The 17,534-nt window shown below is 55.8% G+C and carries 17 protein-coding genes, 2 tRNA genes and 1 riboswitch; of the genes, 13 read left to right on the top strand and 6 right to left on the bottom strand.

All coding sequences use genetic code 11. The annotated features are described in order from the left end of the window. The first annotated feature begins 2 nt into the window (after positions 1-2). The 5 genes from BBCT_RS04395 to pyrE all read left to right on the top strand — a co-directional run bounded on the left by BBCT_RS04395 (position 3) and on the right by pyrE (position 4,954). Positions 3-1,421: a dihydroorotase gene (locus BBCT_RS04395; RefSeq protein ID WP_003834947.1), complete on the top strand. Its 1,419-nt coding sequence runs from the start codon at positions 3-5 to the stop codon at positions 1,419-1,421. After that, a complete protein-coding gene (gene pyrF, locus BBCT_RS04400) occupies positions 1,421-2,383 on the top strand; it encodes an orotidine-5'-phosphate decarboxylase (protein WP_003834946.1) in 963 nt (320 codons plus the stop codon). The genes BBCT_RS04395 and pyrF overlap by 1 nt, the downstream gene beginning before the upstream one ends. Positions 2,384-2,459: 76 nt before the next feature. Beyond that, positions 2,460-3,278 carry a dihydroorotate dehydrogenase electron transfer subunit gene (locus BBCT_RS04405; protein ID WP_033512874.1) on the top strand — a complete coding sequence of 273 codons (819 nt, stop codon included), beginning with the start codon at positions 2,460-2,462 and terminating at the stop codon, positions 3,276-3,278. Between the two features lies 1 nt (position 3,279). Further along, positions 3,280-4,230 (top strand): dihydroorotate dehydrogenase, encoded by a 951-nt coding sequence (locus BBCT_RS04410; RefSeq protein WP_003834944.1) that lies wholly within the window; start codon positions 3,280-3,282, stop codon positions 4,228-4,230. 28 nt (positions 4,231-4,258) lie between these two features. Then, positions 4,259-4,954 (top strand): orotate phosphoribosyltransferase, encoded by a 696-nt coding sequence (pyrE, locus tag BBCT_RS04415; RefSeq protein WP_003834943.1) that lies wholly within the window; start codon positions 4,259-4,261, stop codon positions 4,952-4,954. Between the two features lie 126 nt (positions 4,955-5,080). Here the strand turns inward: pyrE and BBCT_RS04420 are convergent, their stop codons facing one another. Next, positions 5,081-6,004 (bottom strand): LysR family transcriptional regulator, encoded by a 924-nt coding sequence (locus BBCT_RS04420; RefSeq protein ID WP_003834942.1) that lies wholly within the window; start codon positions 6,002-6,004, stop codon positions 5,081-5,083. A 445-nt stretch (positions 6,005-6,449) separates the two neighbouring features. Then, complete coding sequence (thiC, locus tag BBCT_RS04425) at positions 6,450-9,092, bottom strand: phosphomethylpyrimidine synthase ThiC (protein ID WP_128805900.1); 2,643 nt, start codon at positions 9,090-9,092, stop codon at positions 6,450-6,452. A gap of 200 nt (positions 9,093-9,292) precedes the next feature. Further along, positions 9,293-9,396, bottom strand: a riboswitch (TPP riboswitch). 170 nt (positions 9,397-9,566) lie between these two features. Here thiC and BBCT_RS09150 point away from each other — a divergent pair. Next, a complete protein-coding gene (locus BBCT_RS09150; RefSeq protein ID WP_003834940.1) occupies positions 9,567-9,716 on the top strand; it encodes a hypothetical protein in 150 nt (49 codons plus the stop codon). Positions 9,717-9,768: 52 nt separating this feature from the next. On the opposite strand, the gene BBCT_RS04430 is transcribed toward BBCT_RS09150, so the two are convergent. Then, the gene (locus tag BBCT_RS04430; protein WP_033512885.1) at positions 9,769-10,143 is read right to left on the bottom strand and encodes an arsenate reductase/protein-tyrosine-phosphatase family protein; all 375 of its coding nucleotides are present in this window, start codon (positions 10,141-10,143) and stop codon (positions 9,769-9,771) included. Positions 10,144-10,288: 145 nt separating this feature from the next. Continuing rightward, complete coding sequence (locus BBCT_RS04435) at positions 10,289-11,410, bottom strand: 5-methyltetrahydropteroyltriglutamate--homocysteine S-methyltransferase (protein ID WP_003834938.1); 1,122 nt, start codon at positions 11,408-11,410, stop codon at positions 10,289-10,291. Between the two features lie 194 nt (positions 11,411-11,604). Here BBCT_RS04435 and BBCT_RS04440 point away from each other — a divergent pair, with 194 nt between their 5' ends. The 4 genes from BBCT_RS04440 (at position 11,605) to BBCT_RS09615 (ending at position 13,920) form a co-directional block, all read left to right on the top strand. Continuing rightward, entirely contained in the window at positions 11,605-12,234 is a 630-nt protein-coding gene (locus BBCT_RS04440; protein ID WP_033512871.1) for a sugar O-acetyltransferase, read from the top strand. Between the two features lie 293 nt (positions 12,235-12,527). After that, positions 12,528-12,830, top strand: coding sequence for an autorepressor SdpR family transcription factor (locus tag BBCT_RS04445; protein ID WP_033512869.1), 303 nt, complete (start codon positions 12,528-12,530; stop codon positions 12,828-12,830). An 11-nt stretch (positions 12,831-12,841) separates the two neighbouring features. Beyond that, entirely contained in the window at positions 12,842-13,624 is a 783-nt protein-coding gene (locus BBCT_RS04450) for an SdpI family protein (protein WP_003834935.1), read from the top strand. Positions 13,625-13,791: 167 nt separating this feature from the next. Further along, positions 13,792-13,920 carry a hypothetical protein gene (locus BBCT_RS09615; protein ID WP_003834934.1) on the top strand — a complete coding sequence of 43 codons (129 nt, stop codon included), beginning with the start codon at positions 13,792-13,794 and terminating at the stop codon, positions 13,918-13,920. On the opposite strand, the gene BBCT_RS04455 is transcribed toward BBCT_RS09615, so the two are convergent. Next, complete coding sequence (locus BBCT_RS04455; protein WP_003834933.1) at positions 13,917-14,552, bottom strand: HAD family hydrolase; 636 nt, start codon at positions 14,550-14,552, stop codon at positions 13,917-13,919. The genes BBCT_RS09615 and BBCT_RS04455 overlap by 4 nt on opposite strands. 92 nt (positions 14,553-14,644) lie before the next feature. Beyond that, positions 14,645-16,426 (bottom strand): bifunctional ADP-dependent NAD(P)H-hydrate dehydratase/NAD(P)H-hydrate epimerase, encoded by a 1,782-nt coding sequence (locus BBCT_RS04460; RefSeq protein WP_033512866.1) that lies wholly within the window; start codon positions 16,424-16,426, stop codon positions 14,645-14,647. Positions 16,427-16,519: 93 nt separating this feature from the next. Here BBCT_RS04460 and BBCT_RS04465 point away from each other — a divergent pair, with 93 nt between their 5' ends. The 3 genes from BBCT_RS04465 to BBCT_RS04475 all read left to right on the top strand — a co-directional run bounded on the left by BBCT_RS04465 (position 16,520) and on the right by BBCT_RS04475 (position 17,522). Beyond that, complete coding sequence (locus BBCT_RS04465; protein ID WP_033501149.1) at positions 16,520-17,221, top strand: ABC transporter ATP-binding protein; 702 nt, start codon at positions 16,520-16,522, stop codon at positions 17,219-17,221. A 98-nt stretch (positions 17,222-17,319) separates the two neighbouring features. Next, positions 17,320-17,392, top strand: a tRNA-Asn gene (locus tag BBCT_RS04470). Between the two features lie 54 nt (positions 17,393-17,446). Next, positions 17,447-17,522, top strand: a tRNA-Asn gene (locus BBCT_RS04475). The last annotated feature ends 12 nt before the right edge of the window (positions 17,523-17,534 follow it).

Consider the following 17,534-nt stretch of genomic DNA (forward strand, 5'->3'; position numbering starts at 1 on the left):
CCATGACCCTCACCCTTCACGACATCAAGGTTTGGAACACCGGCGAAGTCATCGACCTGATCGTCCCATCCGACACTGATGAAACGGTGGACGCTTCGGTCATGACCATCGCCCCGGGATTCGAAGATCCCCACGTTCACTTCCGCGATCCGGGACAGACCTACAAGGAATCCATGGTTTCCGGCTGCGCGGCCGCCGCCTCTGGCGGATACACGAACGTGCTCATTATGCCGAACACCGTTCCCGCCATGGATGGCGTGAAGGTGACGGCGGAGGAACCGGGCGCCAGCGAAGTGCTTGACGCCGGTTTCGACACGGTCATCGACTATTTGCAGCATTACGAACAAGCCCATGATGTGACCTTGCCGGTGCGCTATGACCTGTGCGTATGCGCTTCCAAAGGGCGTGCAGGCAAGGAAGCGACCGACGTGGCCGACTGGGTCGGCTACCTGCCGGAACATGATGACGACAACAAGGATGCCTATCAGCTGTGCCACCCGGTGACTGCCATCAGCGATGACGGTTCCGCGGTAACACCGGAAATCCTCGATCAAGTGTTCGACAACGTCAAGGAATCAGGTTTGTACCTGATCGAGCATTGCGAACACCACGACACCGGAGCGGTCAACGAGGGTCCCGTATCACGAGAACTGGGCGTACCCGGCATTCCCGAAGACACCGAACTGAGGATCGTCGAACGCGATATCGAGATGGCGCGCAAAACCGGCGTGCACGTGCATTTCCAGCATGTCAGCACTGCGATTTCCTTCGACGCGATTCGCAAGGCCAAAGCTGAAGGATTACCGATCACGTGCGAAACCGCACCGCACTACATTGCGTTGTGCGATGAAGCGTTGCTGAAATACGGCACGCTCGCCAAGATGAATCCGCCGTTGCGCTCCGAAGAGGATCGCAAGGCAACCATCGCAGCCGTAGCTGACGGCACCGTCGATCTGTTGGCCACCGACCATGCACCGCACACCATGGAAGAGAAGGACCTTGGTTTCCTCGATGCTCCGAACGGCATCATTGGTCTTGAATGCGCGTATGGCGTATGCCACAAGATTCTTGTGGATGGCGGCTTTATCTCCGACGAACGCTTGATTGAACTCATGTCGACTGCGCCAGCAGAACTTATGGGTCACATCAAGGCCGACATCACAGCGTTGCTTGACGAATACGCAGACGCCGTCCCCGGAGACGACGACACTAAACGTGTGCTGGACCTCGGCAAGGTTCCTGCAGAAGACCGCGCGGATCTGGTAGTGCTCAACATCGACGAGAAATGGACCGTGGATCCCGAACGTTTCCATTCCTCGGCTCGAAACACCCCATTCGGCGGATGGCAGGTCACCGGCCGGCCGCTCGCCACCATCATCGGTTCGAAACTGGTCTTCAGTCGTATTAACAAGGAGGATTGATGGATCGCCTGATCGAAGCAATCGAAGCCAAGCAGAATCCAAGCGTTGTAGGACTTGACCCGACCGAAGCGCTCGTGCCAGCGCAAATCGTGGCCAGCTTCGCCGAGGAGATCAGCGAGCAGGTTGAAGATCCGGCGGAAGCACCTGCCATGCAGCTTTCCGTGGCCTTCTTCGAATTCAACCGCGCCATCATCGACGCCGTCGCAGACATCGTTCCCGCGGTCAAACCGCAGATCGCCATGTATGAGGCGCTCGGTCCGGCAGGCATCGACGCTTACACCATGACCTGCGAATACGCCAAGCAGAAGGGATTGTATGTGCTTGGCGACGTCAAGCGCGGAGACATCGGCTCCACCGCAGCCGCATATGCTCATCACCTCAGCGGTGTAGGATTGGACGACACCGCCTACGATCCATGGCATGAGGATGCGGTGACCGTGAACCCATACCTCGGCACCGATGGCATCACACCGTTCATCGATGCCGCCACCGCCAACGACAAAGACATCTTCGTGCTCGTGCGTACCTCCAACCCATCCAGCAGCGAACTGCAGGAACTTGAACTCGCCTCCGGCGAACGCGTATACGAGCATGTTGCCGATCTAGTGGAAGGTTGGGGCGCCGAAACCATTGGCAAGAACGGCTATTCGCACGTTGGCGCGGTGGTCGGAGCCACCCACCCGGAGGAAGGTAAGGCATTGCGTGCGCGCATGCCGCACACATTCTTCCTAGTGCCGGGCTACGGTGCCCAGGGCGGTACCGCACAGGGCGTGGCCGGCATGTTCGACCGCGACGGCATGGGCGCTCTCGTCAACTCGTCTCGAGGCATTATCGGAGCATGGAAGAAGTCCGACAAGTATTCCGAATCCATGAGTGCCGACGATGCTTTGGACCTGGTTGCCGAATCGGCACGTGAAGCAGCCAAAGACATGCGTGACAATCTGCGTGCGGTCCTGCCGTAACTTGCCGACTGGCCAACTGTTCAATCTGAAAGAAAAAACAACCATCAAACCATCGAACGTAACAGAGAGGGAGTTCATGACCACCGCAACAACGTTCGTTCCGACCGTTGCCGAGGCGACTGCGGCAGGCTTTTTCCCGAGCCGGCATGAAGTCGAGGTCGTTGACAATCGGGAACTGGCCGACGGTGTGTACCGTTTGACGTTCCGTGACGAATACATCGCCAGCCATGCAAGGCCGGCACAATTCGTTGACGTATATTCCAACGATCCAAGCAAGCTGATGCCGCGTCCGTTCGGCGTTTGCGAAACCGATGGCGACGAAGTCAGCCTCATGTTCGCCGTGGTAGGCAAGGGCACCGCCGAATTCGCGCAGCTGAAGCCGGGAGACACCATTCGTGTGATGGGTCCGCTTGGCAATTCGTTCAAAACCAAGGAGCCGGCCAATTATGTGCTGGTGGCTGGTGGCCTTGGTGTGCCTCCGCTCGTGCATGCGGCGCAGCATATTGCCGGCGTCGAAGGCGCGGTCAGCACCGCGGTGTTCGGCTACCGTAATGTGCATTTCGGCGACGAATACGTGGGCAAGTATGCCGACAAGGTGTACAGCATCGACGAGAGCGAAGGCAATGTGATTACCCTGCTCGACCGTATCGAAGACGAGTTGCTCGGTGGCGAGCTTAAGCCGGTGATTCTGACCTGCGGACCTCTACCGATGATGAAAGCCGTGGCCGCATGGGCCGCGAAGCGTGACATGGCATGCCAACTGAGTTTGGAACAGCGCATGGGCTGTGGTTATGGCACTTGCGTGCTGTGCACGGTCGACACGTTGGATGGACGTTTGAAGGTCTGCTCCGACGGTCCGGTATTTACTCGTGAACGTTTGGGATGGGGTGAATGAGATGATCGACGATACCCAGCATGAGAACCTGTACGGTTCGTACGAATGGAAGCACTCCACGCAGGTGGCGGGCGTGCCGTGGAAGAATCCGGTCGCCACGGCTTCCGGCACCTTCCAGTATGCGGCGGTCCGCTGGTTCTACGACGTGAGCCAACTGGGCGCGGTCACCACCAAGGGCGTCTCCCCGGTGCCATGGGAAGGCAATCCCGGCATCCGTACCGCTGAAGGCCCATCCAGCAACATCAACGCGGTCGGCCTGCAGAACCCGGGCGTGGACCATTATTTGGAAGACGACCTGCCCAAGCTCAAGGCCATCAACGCTACGGTCATCGCCAATGTGGCCGGCCACTGCGATGACGACTATGTCGAAGTCGTGTCCAAGCTGAACGATTCGCCTGCCGACATGCTGGAAATCAACGTGAGCTGCCCGAACGTGTCCGCCGGAGGTATGAGCGTCGGCACCGATCCGGTGGCATTGAGCCGTCTGATCACCAGACTGCGCAAGCTCACCGACAAGAAGATGATTGTCAAGCTCACGCCGAACGTCACCGACATCACCGTGCCTGCCCGAGCGGCCGTGGAAAGCGGCGCCGACGCGCTGAGCATGATCAACACACTGCTTGGCATGCGCATTAACATTCGCACTGGAGAGCCGATCATCGACCATGTGACCGGCGGCGTTTCCGGACCGGCCGTGCTGCCGATGGGACTCGTGGCCGTGTGGAAGACCCGCTCCGCATTACCGAAAACTCCGATCATCGGCATCGGCGGCATCGATTCCGGTGAGAAGGCGCTCGAATACCTGTATGCCGGCGCGAACGCCGTGGAAGTCGGCGCAGCCGCACTGTTCGAACCGACCGCACCATTGCGCGTGGCCCGCGAACTCGACGACCTACTCGACGCACGCCCCGAACTCGCAGACAAGCTCGCCAAGGGCGAAACTTGGCGCTGACCTCGATTATTCATCAAAGGAGCATGACATGACTGAATCCCTCGACCACCGTTTTACCAAGTTCCTGCTGGAAGCACAGGCACTGAAATTCGGCGAGTTCACGCTGAAGTCCGGTCGCAAGTCGCCGTATTTCATCAATGCTGGCGCATTCAACGACGGACGTAAGATCGCCACACTCGGCGCATTCTATGCGGAGAAGATCGCGGCAGAAATCGAAGCAGGCAATCTACCGGACGACATCGACACCATTTTCGGCCCTGCCTACAAGGGCATTCCGCTGGGCGTCTCCACCGCAATCGCTCTGACTTCCGACCACGGTATGGAAGTCGGCTACACCTTCGACCGCAAGGAGAAGAAGGATCATGGCGACGGCGGCATGATGGTCGGCACCCAGTTGACCGACGGTATGAAGGTGCTGCTCGTCGACGATGTGATGACCGCAGGCACCGCAGTACGCGAGGTCATTCCCAAGCTCAAAGCCGAAGCGAATGTGGAGGTCGTTGGCTTGGTGCTTTCCGTGGATCGTATGGAAAAGACCAAGGATTCCGACATGTCCGCGGTGAAGGCAGTCGAAGCAGAGTTCGGCTTCCCGGTGTTCGCCATCGCCAATGTGCGTGAGATCTTCGAAGCCGGCCAGCATATCGAAACCGCTGACGGCACCGCGTACGTGACCGACGATATCAAGGCCGCTGCCGACGCCTATCTGAAGCAGTATGGCGCCTGAATTCCATAGGTGAATCGTATAGGATCCTATAGTCGAACATGTAAAAAAGTGCCTCGCACCAATCGAAAGCATCGGTGCGAGGCACTTTTCATATCTCATAGCAGAGTGCATCCAGTCGATGTGCACTCAGTCGATCAGGTTGTATCCATGGTCGGCCACCACCGACTTGAGCTTCTCCAAATAGTTTTCCGCGGCCTTCGACAGCTTTGCACGCTCGTTCGTGATCCAGCCGACCAGCATGGTCTCATCGGTGTCAAGCGGTACGGTCACGATTTTCTCATTGTTGAGATCGCCGTTATCGATGCCGGTGCACACGGTATAGCCGTTCAGACCGATGATGAAGTTCAGAATCGTCGCACGGTCGGTCACGTTGATCTGCTTGGGAGAGTATTCCGGCCAGACCGCCTCTTCGGCGAAGAAGAAGCTGCCCTCCTCGCCCTGCTCGTACTGGATGAACGGGAACGGCTTCAGATCGTCCATCGTGACTTTCTTCTTGCCGGCCAGCGGATTGCTGCGCGAAATGAACACATGCAACGGGGCGCGGAACAGTGGATGGAATTCCAAATGCTTTTCGCGCAACATCTTGCCGATCACGTCCTTGTTGAAATCGGACAGATAGATGATGCCGATTTCGGAAAGCATGTTCGCCACTTGGTTGATGATGTCTTTGGTGCGCGTCTCACGAATGGTGAACTCGTATTCGTCGGATTTGATGGAGTTGATCATTTCCACGAACGCTTCGACAGCGAACATGTAATGCTGTGTGGACACGGAGCACAGCTGCTTGCGTGGCTTCGCGTTCTTGTAACGTTCTTCGAGCAGCGACGCTTGGTCGAGCACCTGGCGCGCGTAGGTGAGGAATTCCGCTCCGTCCACGGTCAAGGCGATGCCTTGCGACGAGCGGGTGAAGATCTCGATGCCAAGCTCGTTCTCGAGTTCCTTCACAGATGAGCTCAACGCGGGCTGTGACACGTACAGTTCGTGCGAGGCTTCGTTCATGGAACCGCATTCCACGATCTTCACAATATATTTCAGCTGAAGAAGAGTCATAAACTCAGGTTAGAGCCATGTGCTGACTGTGGGGGAGCACTTATACCCTCTTGTCTGGATAGTGGACTACCGATCACACAGATCGAGGATACGGAAAACCAATTGCAGCAAAGCGAAATAGACGCGGTGCAGCAAGCGGTGACCGCGCAGACGCAGCTTTCCATCGCTCAAGCGTAGATTGACTCCGCATCATCCTAGTTGGTTTCCGTGCAAGTGTAGATTGACGAGGCCCGCACACAGTTGGAGACCACCAAAACCGTGCTCGACAAAACCAGCCAGATATTCGCTCAATGGAGACAGACCGGCTTGACGGGTCAGTCTTACACTCAAAAGAGTGTCTCTATCGGAGTGCTCCGTATCGCCATACAAGCAACAAAAAGGGATTGCCCGGCCTTCTACCACACCAGACAATCCCGTTCGTCACAAAAACCTACTACAGTTCGGTCTACTGGTACAGATGGCCGCCCTGCTCGCGGAAGCGCTCGCTCATGGCTTGCATGCCGGCAGCGATGGTTTGCGCGTCGGCGACGAGCTTCTCCTGTGCTTCGGCATTACCGAATTTTTTGCGGATGTTTTGGCTGATGGCCATGGAGCAGAACTTTGGACCGCACATCGAACAGAAATGCGCCATTTTCGCAGGCTCGGCCGGCAAAGTATCATCATGGAACGCGATGGCGGTGTCCGGATCGTAGCTCAGGTTGAACTGGTCGAGCCAACGGAATTCGAAACGTGCCTTGCTCATGGCATTGTCGCGGTCGATGGCATGCGGATGATGCTTGGCGATATCAGCTGCATGGCAGGCGATCTTGTATGCGATCACACCTTGCTTCACATCGTCCTTATTCGGCAACCCAAGATGTTCCTTCGGTGTCACATAACACAGCATGGCAGTACCATAGCGGGCGATTTCCACACCGCCGATCGCCGACGTGATGTGGTCGTAGCCGGGAGCGGTGTCAGTGGTGAGCGGTCCAAGCGTGTAGAATGGCGCGTCCTTGCAGATCGCCTTTTCCATTTCGATGTTCATGCGCACGGTGTCGAACGGAATATGGCCAGGCCCTTCGATCATCACCTGCACGTCGTGTTCCCATGCACGCTGGGTAAGCTCGCCCAAAGTCATCAGTTCGGCAAACTGTGCCGCATCGTTCGCATCGGCAAGCGATCCCGGACGAAGTCCATCACCCAGTGAGAACGCCACATCGTACTTGGCGAAGATCTCACACAATTCATCGAAATGCGTATACAGGAAGCTTTCCTGATGATGCTGCAAACACCATTCAGCCATGATCGAACCGCCACGCGAAACAATGCCTGTCATACGGTTCGCCGTCAACGGCACGAAACGCAGCAGCACACCGGCATGAATCGTCATATAGTCCACGCCCTGTTCGCACTGTTCGATCACCGTGTCACGGAACAGTTCCCAGCTGAGCTTGGACGCATCATCCTCCACCTTTTCGAGCGCCTGATACATTGGCACGGTACCAATCGGCACGGGGGAGTTGCGCAAAATCCATTCACGAGTGGTGTGAATGTCGTTGCCGGTAGACAGATCCATTACAGTGTCGGCACCCCACTTGGTGGCCCACGTGAGCTTCTCCACCTCCTCGTCAATAGACGAAGTGACCGCCGAATTGCCCATATTGGCGTTGAGCTTGGTGAGGAACTTCGAGCCGATGATCATGGGCTCGGCTTCGGGATGGTTGATATTGCAAGGCATGACGGCACGTCCTGCGGCCAGTTCGCTGCGCACCAGTTCCACGCTACAATGCTCGCGTTCCGCCACATAGCGCATTTCCGGTGTGATGATGTTGTGGCGTGCGTACCACATTTGCGTCACCGGATGATCCTTGGCCTTCATCGGCTTATGCTGGCGGCCGCGCCATTCCTTGGAAGCCTTGCCACGTTTGATGGCGCGTTTGCCGTCATCTTCCAAATTGCGGCGACGTCCTTCATACTCCTCGACGTCTCCACGGTCAAGAATCCAGTCCAGACGTAGGGGAGCGAGACCCTCCTTCGGATCGCATTTCGGACCTTCGGTGTTGTAATCCTTGAATGGTGCGTTCGGTCCGACGCCAGGCGTGTCAGACAGTTTGATTTCGGTGTACGGCACTTGCAGATCGTAGGAACCGAATTCGTTTTCGAAATGCACCGGCGTGGTTTTACGAATATGGGCTTTGTCTCGCTGCTTGGAATCGCGTGCGGCAATGTCGACACGCTGTTGCTTGGCGAGCTTGGATGCGGCCTTGGCTTCCTTCGCATTGGTGAACTTCTTTTCGCCGGATGCGCCGTCGGCTGTGTTGTCAGGGTTGATTTCCGCTGTTTTCTGGGCTTTCATGCGTGGTGCGTACCCGTGCTTTGCGTCGCTACGTACGGCTTTCCAGCGCGCTACCATATTGCGGGTTGCGGCTTCCGGATCATCGGCTCCTGCAATCGCGGACACCACGAACCAGCCTGCCGCCTTTGAATGCGCTAGCATTTCCATATCATCTGCGGTCACGCCACCGCCTACCACTACCGGAAAACCACTGGCTGAACAAATAGTGTTGATCTGCTCTTCGTCAAGCGTGCGACCGGAACCGTCATTGCCGCCTACGGACGCTTCCGGCTTGGTGACGGAAACATGCAACGGCGCAGCACCGATATAGTCGATGCAGCCGTCGGGCAATTCGTTGATGAGTTTGACCAGGCTTTCCGTTTCCGCCGACAATCCCACGATGGCATCTTCGCCAAGCAGTGCACGGGCTTCGCGCGGTTCCATATCGGTCTGTCCGATGTGAACGCCGTCGACCTTGATGCCTTTGCTGCGGGCCTGCCAGACCACGTCCACACGGTCGTCGATTACGAATGCCACGGAATCCGACTTATTGTTGTCTTCGATGATTTGCGCGATATCACGCGCCATGTCGGTAAGATCCTTCGCATCAGCGTCTTTGGCGCGAAGTTGGATGAAGCTTGCGCCCCCGCGCAACGCATCATCGACAACGTCGGTGATCGGTCGGCCTTTGCAATCCTGCGGTCCTACCACAAGATAGGCGCTCAGGTCGAAGCTGTCTCGCATCGACGCATATGGATAATTGTTCATGATTCCCCCTTGATTATGCTGTTTTGGGTTGGGAAAATTTGAATTCGTCAGTAAATGGGTATGCTGACACGCCCGCATTCTTGGATACATGGGATGGAAACGAAATTACGATTAATGATTTCGCGATGCAGGCTGTTTAGCTGACGCGCCTGTTGCGTTGACTCTTACGGATGCCAATTGACGCTGGCAATGCGTGTGTGCTGTGGCACTCATTCTCCGCTCCCTACGATGGTGTTAACCAACAGGTTCAAAGGGTCAGGCATTCGCCTATCTCAGCTCCGTTAGGGGAGCCCCCCTGCTTTATGTGTTGGCTATGAACTTACGCCCTGCACTGGACGTAACTTTCATCGAAGCCCATAGATGAGTCAGGCCAGTCGTCACTTTCGCATGCATCGTCTTCATCAGTATTACGTCCTTGCCGCGCAACTCACAGCGAAACTCTCCTTGCAGGCCACTTCGATATGACGGATCGTGTTGATGAGTGTGAGTTGGGTTACTGGTCGGGCAAGCTTTTCTGAGGGGTATGCCGGAAGCGGCCGGGGAGGCATGGTCAGTGCCGAGGAAGTCGCCGACCATCCGTACGACTATGCCGACACTTTCATCCGCAATACGATGGTGTTCACCTAAAATGCTTTGGAAGGGTCTTGGTTGGCGTCGAACGGATGCTGGTCAAGACCCTTTAGAGCTTCATGATGTTCTCTTCGATGTGACGGATAACAGTAATGAAAGCCTCATCGTTTTGCCCGGTTGGATCTGACAGATTCCAATTATCGTCGAAAGCCTTGCCGATATAGGGACATCCCACGTCGCAGCCCATGGAAATCGCGATATCAGGTTTTGGAATATCCGAAATCAGTTTGGAGTATTGCGTTTTCTCCATGTCGATGCCGTAAAGCTCTCTCATGAGTCGTACGGCATCCTGATTGATCTGCGGCTTGGTTTCCACACCTGCGGAATAAAAATCAAAATCGGTTCCGCGTAAATGCTTTCCCAACGCTTCGGCAATCTGGCTGCGGCATGAATTATGCACGCAAATAAAAGCCACTTTTCTCATAGCTTCCCCTGTCTGCGATGTTATGATTTCGCGATTGCTGTTCCGTATTATACGTTTCGTCCAATGCTCCGCGTCCACATCATCGAATAACACAATGCCCGGTGCGACCATGGCATAAGCTGGTCGTACCGGGCATTGGCTTGGATTATTCGCCCCAGACTTCTTCGGCGATGGACCTTACGAGTGCGATCTTAGCCCACTGCTGCTCCTCAGTGAGCTTGTTGCCTTCCTCAGTGGAGGCAAAACCGCATTGTGTGGACAGGCACAGACGCTCCAACGGCACATACTGGGCCGCTTCGTAGATGCGAGCCTTGATCGTTTCCGGATCTTCAAGTTCCGACCTCTTGGAGGTGATGAGGCCAAGCACAACCTGCTTATCACCGGAAACCTCAGCCAGTGGCGCAAAGTCACCGGAACGGTCGTCGTCGAACTCCAGATAGTAGGCGTCCACGTTCTCTTCGCCAAACAGCTTGGCTGCGACCGGAGCGTAACCGCCGGATGACAGCCATGTGGAATGGAAATTACCGCGGCAGATATGGGTGTTGATCACCAGGTCGTCAGGCTGGTCAGCGATCACCGCGTTGATCACGTCGAGATTCTCCTGCTGCAGGCGAGCCGCATCTTCGTCGCTCCAGCCGAGACGCTCACGCACGCTCTTGTCGCACAGGCGAGTCCACGTGCAATCGTCGAACTGCACGTTACGGCAGCCGACGGCATACAGGTCGGCGATGACCTGACGATATGCGGCCACAATATCCGCGGTCAGCTCGTCGTCATCCTTGTAGAACTCGTCGTACGGGTAGGCGTTCTTGTTGCCGGTAAGCACGAAACGGGTCTGCGCTGGGGAAGGCATGGTCTGACGAGCTACGGTATTGTCATCTTCAAACTGCTTGACGAACTTGAAATGCTCCACGAACGGATGATCGTGTCCGTCGAGCTTGCCGGTCACCGTGGCAGTGTCGGCGGGAGTGACCTCGTCATGGAAGGCAACGCGATGGGCGGCGGCGACATGGTCCACGCCATTGAAGCCCCACATGAAATCGAAATGCCACCAGCCGCGACGGAATTCACCATCGGTGATGACATGCAGGCCGGCGGCCTTCTGCTTGGCAACCAGATCAGCGATCAGCCTGTCTTCGACAGCCTTCAACCCGGCGGCATCAATAATACCTGCAGCATAATCTGCGCGAGCCTGCTTGAGTTTGTCCGGACGCAGATAAGAACCGACCACATCGGCGCGGAACGGCGCATTCTTGGAATATGTCATGATCCTCCTTCGACTATTGACTTGTGATTAACAATCAAAATGACAAAACCAACAATATGCTACCCCACCACCCACGAACGCGAAGCGCTTCTGCTCATGTTTTCGAAGGCGTGGCTTGTTGCCTCTGTAACTCCCTATATATGGCAGATTCATATATAATCACAACGGACATGAACGACTGCAAGGAGGCTGCCATGACTGTGCCGCAACGAGTGCTTGACACTATGAATTCCGGACTGATCTACACCTGCGATGACGAAGAGATGATCAAAGCGCAGCAGGAACAGATGGAACTGCTGTACGACTTCAACGCAACCCGCCCCAGCCAAATGACGCAACGCAACGAAATCGCACGCCAACTGCTTGGCGAATTCGGCGAGGACGCTTATATCGAACCGCCGTTGCATGCCAATTGGGGATGCAACACGTATTTCAGTGCGCACGCTTACGCCAATTTCAACCTCACGTTGGTTGATGATGGTGAAGTGCATATCGGCGAACATACCATGATCGGCCTGAACTGCACTATCGTTACCACCGGCCATCCGATTCGTCCTGACCTGCGCGAGAAGGTCACACAGTATTCGATGCCGGTCGTCATCGGCCGTAATGTGTGGTTGGGCGCCAACGTTACCGTGCTTCCCGGCGTCACCATTGGCGACAATTCGGTGATTGGCGCATGCTCGCTGGTTATCAAGGACATTCCCGCCAATGTGGTCGCATTCGGACAGCCATGCAAGGTGTATCGAGAAATCGGCGAACATGATGACGTCTACTATTGGCGTGACCGCATGATCAACCCGCCCTACGACCAGAAGCAGTAAACCATATCACTATCGACCAACCGTTAAAACAGGTCGAATCATCGTGAACTGGTCGTTATGACAGATCCACGATTCCATAATTTGCGACTGTCAAGTGAGATGCCGGGCGCACCATTGCTCCACCATACGGGTAAGGCGCGCCTTTTTCTGTGAAAACTCAGTCCTAGCTGCTCCAATCAATCATGCTTCCCACCATAATGCGCGAAACGTAACGCATACATGTCCGCGGTAGATATTTAGATAATTATCTAAATAAGAAAATGTTTAAACATTGCGAAGTGAAGGAGGAATGCATGGCGGGAGAGGGATTCAAGGCGCTCTCCGATCCCACGCGACGGCGCATTTTGGAATTACTGCGCGAACGTGACATGACGGCTGGTGAACTCGCGGAACAATTCAACATGAGCAAACCATCGATCAGCCACCATCTGACCACGTTGAAAACTGCGGGACTGGTAACCGACGAACGGCACGGGCAGAACATCATCTACAGTCTCAACACCACGGTGATGCAGGATCTGATCGGATGGTTCATGGGATTCATGGACAGCGATGGAAACGTCAATCAAGCGAATGATCAAACAGGCAATAAATAAAGGAGGGTCTTATGCGCGGGAATAACTTGAACGATTTCAAAAAGGCTTTCGATAACAACATCAACAATACCAAAGACAAGAACAAGACTGATTCGGGGGAGAAGATCGCTCCGATCGGACGCAATCTGTGCATTGTGCTTGTTGCACTGTGTGTAGTCAACATCATCGCACATCTTGCCTGCTATAGTCGGCTTCCCGAAAACGTGCCAATTCATTGGAGCGCCGATGGTTCGGTCAATGGTTATGGACCGCGTGCCGTAACGTTGATTCTTGATATATTACCGTTGCTGTGCTTGGGACTTTTCCTCGTCATCCCGAAGATGGATCCCAAGGGAGAAAACTACATGAAGGCCAGCGGACTGTATCGTGGATTCGTCATCGCGTTCACGCTCATTATGTGCGGTGCCACATGGTTCACCGAAGCCACCGCATTCGGTGTGATCCCGGCTACTGGTGGTCCTGTTGGACTTATCATCAGCGTGGTGCTGGGAGCGCTGTTCGTCGGCTTAGGCAATTACCTTCCGCGCATGCGCCAGAATTACACTTTCGGCATCAGAACGCCTTGGGCTTTGGCTGATGAGAACAATTGGAAGCGTACGCAGCGTGTAGGTGGCATCTCTTTCATGGTATTGGGAGTGTTATTGGTCGTAGCGGGCGTTGTCAGCTCTGTCGTGCCTGTGGGCGACATGCTCATGGCTGCAATTATTGTGGCGATAGCGATTTGTGCGGCGCTCGTTCCCTATGCGTACAGCTATCTACTATTCCGCCGCAGTCGAGGTTCGCGGAAAAACTGAAGTAACGTCATAGCGATCTAGATACCGTCGTCTTGCCGCAGAACGCAAATACAACATTGACAAACGCCGTTGGTGGGCTGGGGAAAGTTTGATGACTGAACTCAGGAGACCCAATTGAAATCAGTGAAGGAGCTGCTGCGGCTCTGGCTGGCAAAACACGCGAAAACGTGCTTTCCGACATCAATCTCACTATTCCTGCAGGCACTGTTGTCGGCGTGATCGGCGGCACCGGCTCGTCGACCTGCATGATGAAAATTTACTATCCCTCCGCCATGAAGGCACGAGCGAAGATTTAAAAATCCATGCCCAAAGATTTCAGATCGCGGCGAGCCTGATCGGCGTTAGTAAAGCAGAACGCATGCATGCCCACGGCCTGTGCGCCAGTGACGTTCTTCGCGGTGTCGTCGAAGAACACGCTGGATTCCGGCCTGAGATTGAAACGGCTCAGTGCCAGTTCGTAGATGTCGGCATTTGGCTTGTGCATCTTCTCCACACCAGACACCACCGTGCCCTGCAACAACTCCTCCAGCTGAGGGAACCGTTCGAAAGCAAAATGGAACGTCTCGTGCGACCAATTCGTCAACCCCCACACGCCGTAGCCTGCAGCCTTCAAATCACGAAGCAGCTGTTCCATATCCGGAATCATGCGGGGGAGCGCATCGCCATAGCGTTCGATGTAATCGCGGAAAATTTCAGCGATCTCCTCACCCTGCTCGCGTACCACGTCGGGATAAATGTCTTCGAAATCTTCGCCATGGTCCATACGATCCTCATAATCGTAGAAACCGCACGGATCATTATCTGCGCAAATACGGTCCACAACTACTTGGGGGTACCTGCCTTCAAGGCATGCGCGCGTCTGCCAGTCGATGAGCACGCCGCAAAAATCAAAGACCACATCGGTGACGTTGGCACTGGGGGAGGTCATGAAAATCCTTCCTGCAAAATACGGATTGGCAACGTCAGTGTAACGCAAAGTAACCGACGCTGGGGCTGGTATTCAGTAAATTTGTTGCACAATTAAAGTAATTGTAAAAATGCGGGCTGAATACTGTCGATAATATCGCTGGCGATGATTGGATGGCCGATTTCTCCGAAATGCTGCTTTTTGGAATGACCGTAGATTTGCGGACGATGCCATCCGCGCTGTTCGGATTGCGATGCGATCGCTCCCGCAAGACCATGCATGTAGGCGCCGGCAGCCACGACCTCGGGAACCAATGCCGGATCCTCAGTAAGCATGTCGTCCTGCTGTGCGAGCAGGGCTCCCAACATGCCGGCGAGCACGTCACCCGATCCTGCGGTAGACATCCATGCCGGTGCGCGACCGGAAAGAATCACACGCTCGTTACTCTCGCCATCAGTGCCCACCACCATGGTCACCGCGCCCTTCAGCAATACGGTCGCACCGGTCAGCTCACGGAGTTTGCGGGCGCAGGCAAGCGGCTGCGCCCGCACCTCGTCGACACCGACTTCGTTTTCGCCCAGCCGAGTCAGCATGCGGGCCAGCTCTCCGGTGTGCGGGGTGACGACCACTTGAGCCGGCACCTTATCTGGTAGCAAATCCAAGGCTCCGGCGTCCACCACGATTGGTGGCATATCCAGTGCGCCTGCATGCCTGGCATCGACATCGTCGTCAAGGTCGGTTTCTTGCGGCAGCGCATAGTGCTTCAGCAGCGCGGCTATGGTTTTGCGCTGGAAGTCGGAGTCGGACGCTTCGTCATCGCCTGCGGGAACGCCGGAGCCAACCACCCACGATTGGACGCGTCCCTTGCCGATCACCGCCTCAGGCAACGAGGAAAGCACCATATCCTGCGTGCGTTGTGGTCCAAGATAACGCACCATGCCTGTGTTGGTTCGTGCGGCGGCAGTGGAAGACAACACGGCTGCACCTGGGTAACGTGCGGAACCTGTCACTAAGCCGACCACTCCACGTGAATATTTGCCGTCCGAAAGCTGCGGCAGACGGATCGAATCCGTTACGAAATCGCCATCCGTCATTTCGGTCGCGGGAACGCAATCATCGATATCGAAGCCGAAATCGACCAAAGTGAGGTGTCCGCATGCATACGAGGCGGGCGGCACCATCGCGCACGGCTTCATCGCGCCGAACGTCACCGTCACGTCTGCCGGAATATACGGTCCCGGCAGCGAGCCGTCATTCACGCCAACGCCGGACGGTGTGTCGATCGCCACGACAAGCGGCAGATCGGAGGAGGGTTCATTGTTCGGTAAGGCGGGCCTGTCGGGTAGTTTGCTATCGAATCCCAAGGAGGATGCGATAGCGCCTGCGATGCCACGCAACGCGCCGCTTACGCCAATGCCGGTCATTGCGTCGATGATCACATGGGAGCCTTGGGCGTACTCTATTGCGGCCTGCAGCCGTTCGCCGGCCTCTCCTGCGGAGAAGCCCATGGTGCATCCGGGGATTTCGGCGGCGGGGTCGAGTGCGAGAATGCGGCCTCCGGCGTGCACGAACGCGCTGAAAGCCTCCTCGTGCAGGGAGCGGCCCACGGCGATCGCAGTGACGTGCGCGCCTTCGTTCGCTAATTCCGCGCCGACGTACAGGCCGTCGCCGCCATTGTCTCCCGCGCCCACAAGCAGGGTCACGCGCGCATCTTCGATGGTGAGATCCTCGTCGTCGAGCAGCGTCATGGTCACGTGGGCCGCTGCCGAGGCGGCCATGCGCATCAGCGGTACGCCGTCGTCAAGCAGCGGACGTTCCATGTCGCGCACGGTATCGGAGTCGTAGGCACTGTACAGCAGTGTTTGCAAACGGTCGGCGTCGTCGGCGATGTTCATAACGTTCCCTTCCTCGTCGTTTATGAGCAACAATCCCTACTGTAGTCGTAATATTGGGAGTCAGGGATTTTTCAGCGTGGAATGGAGACCAAAATGGCATATATCGAAATGCGGCACAGTTACAAGCGTTACCAAATGGGTTCTACCACCATCACCGCGAACGATGATGTGAGCTTCGGCATTGAAAAGGGCGAACTGGCCATCATTCTGGGCGCGTCGGGCGCAGGCAAGTCGACGGTACTCAACATTCTGGGCGGCATGGACACGAATTCCGAAGGCAGCGTGGTCATCGACGGACGCGACATTTCCAACTACTCTCCGAAACAGTTGACGGCCTACCGTAGAACGGACATCGGTTTCGTGTTCCAGTTCTACAATCTAGTGGCGAATTTGACTGCGAAGGAAAACGTCGAACTCGCCTCGCAGATCGTTTCCGACGCGCAGGATGCCGTCAAAGTGTTGGAAGACGTCGGTCTCGGCGATCGTGTCGACAATTTTCCCGCGCAGCTTTCCGGCGGTGAACAGCAGCGCGTGGCCATCGCCCGAGCCGTTGCGAAGAATCCGAAGATCCTGCTGTGCGACGAGCCGACAGGCGCGTTGGACTACAACACCGGCAAGCAGGTGCTGCAGATTCTGCAGGACATGAGCCGTAAGAAAGGCGCAACCGTGGTGATCGTGACCCACAATTCGGCGATCGCGCCGATTGCGGACCGTGTGATCCGCATGCATGATGGCAAGGTCACTGCCGTCGATGTCAACGAGCATCCGATGGGCATCGCGGAACTCGAATGGTGATATCGCGACACGCGGTGCGACACTCGATTTGCGAAGACGCGTGAAGCGTGTAATATATGTGACTTGTGCACGGAAGCAATTCCGTACAGGAAGCACATTCCTGCGTAGCTCAGTTGGCAGAGCATCCGACTGTTAATCGGACGGTCACTGGTTCAAGCCCAGTCGCAGGAGCTTAGTTTTAGGAGTTTTCTGTTTTTCAGAAAAGACTTAAAACGGGAAAGATATTCCTGCGTAGCTCAGTTGGCAGAGCATCCGACTGTTAATCGGACGGTCACTGGTTCAAGCCCAGTCGCAGGAGCCATATGAAAGCCCT

It is taken from the genome of Bifidobacterium catenulatum DSM 16992 = JCM 1194 = LMG 11043, from assembly GCF_001025195.1.
In the GTDB taxonomy this organism is placed as follows: Bacteria; Actinomycetota; Actinomycetes; order Actinomycetales; family Bifidobacteriaceae; genus Bifidobacterium; species Bifidobacterium catenulatum.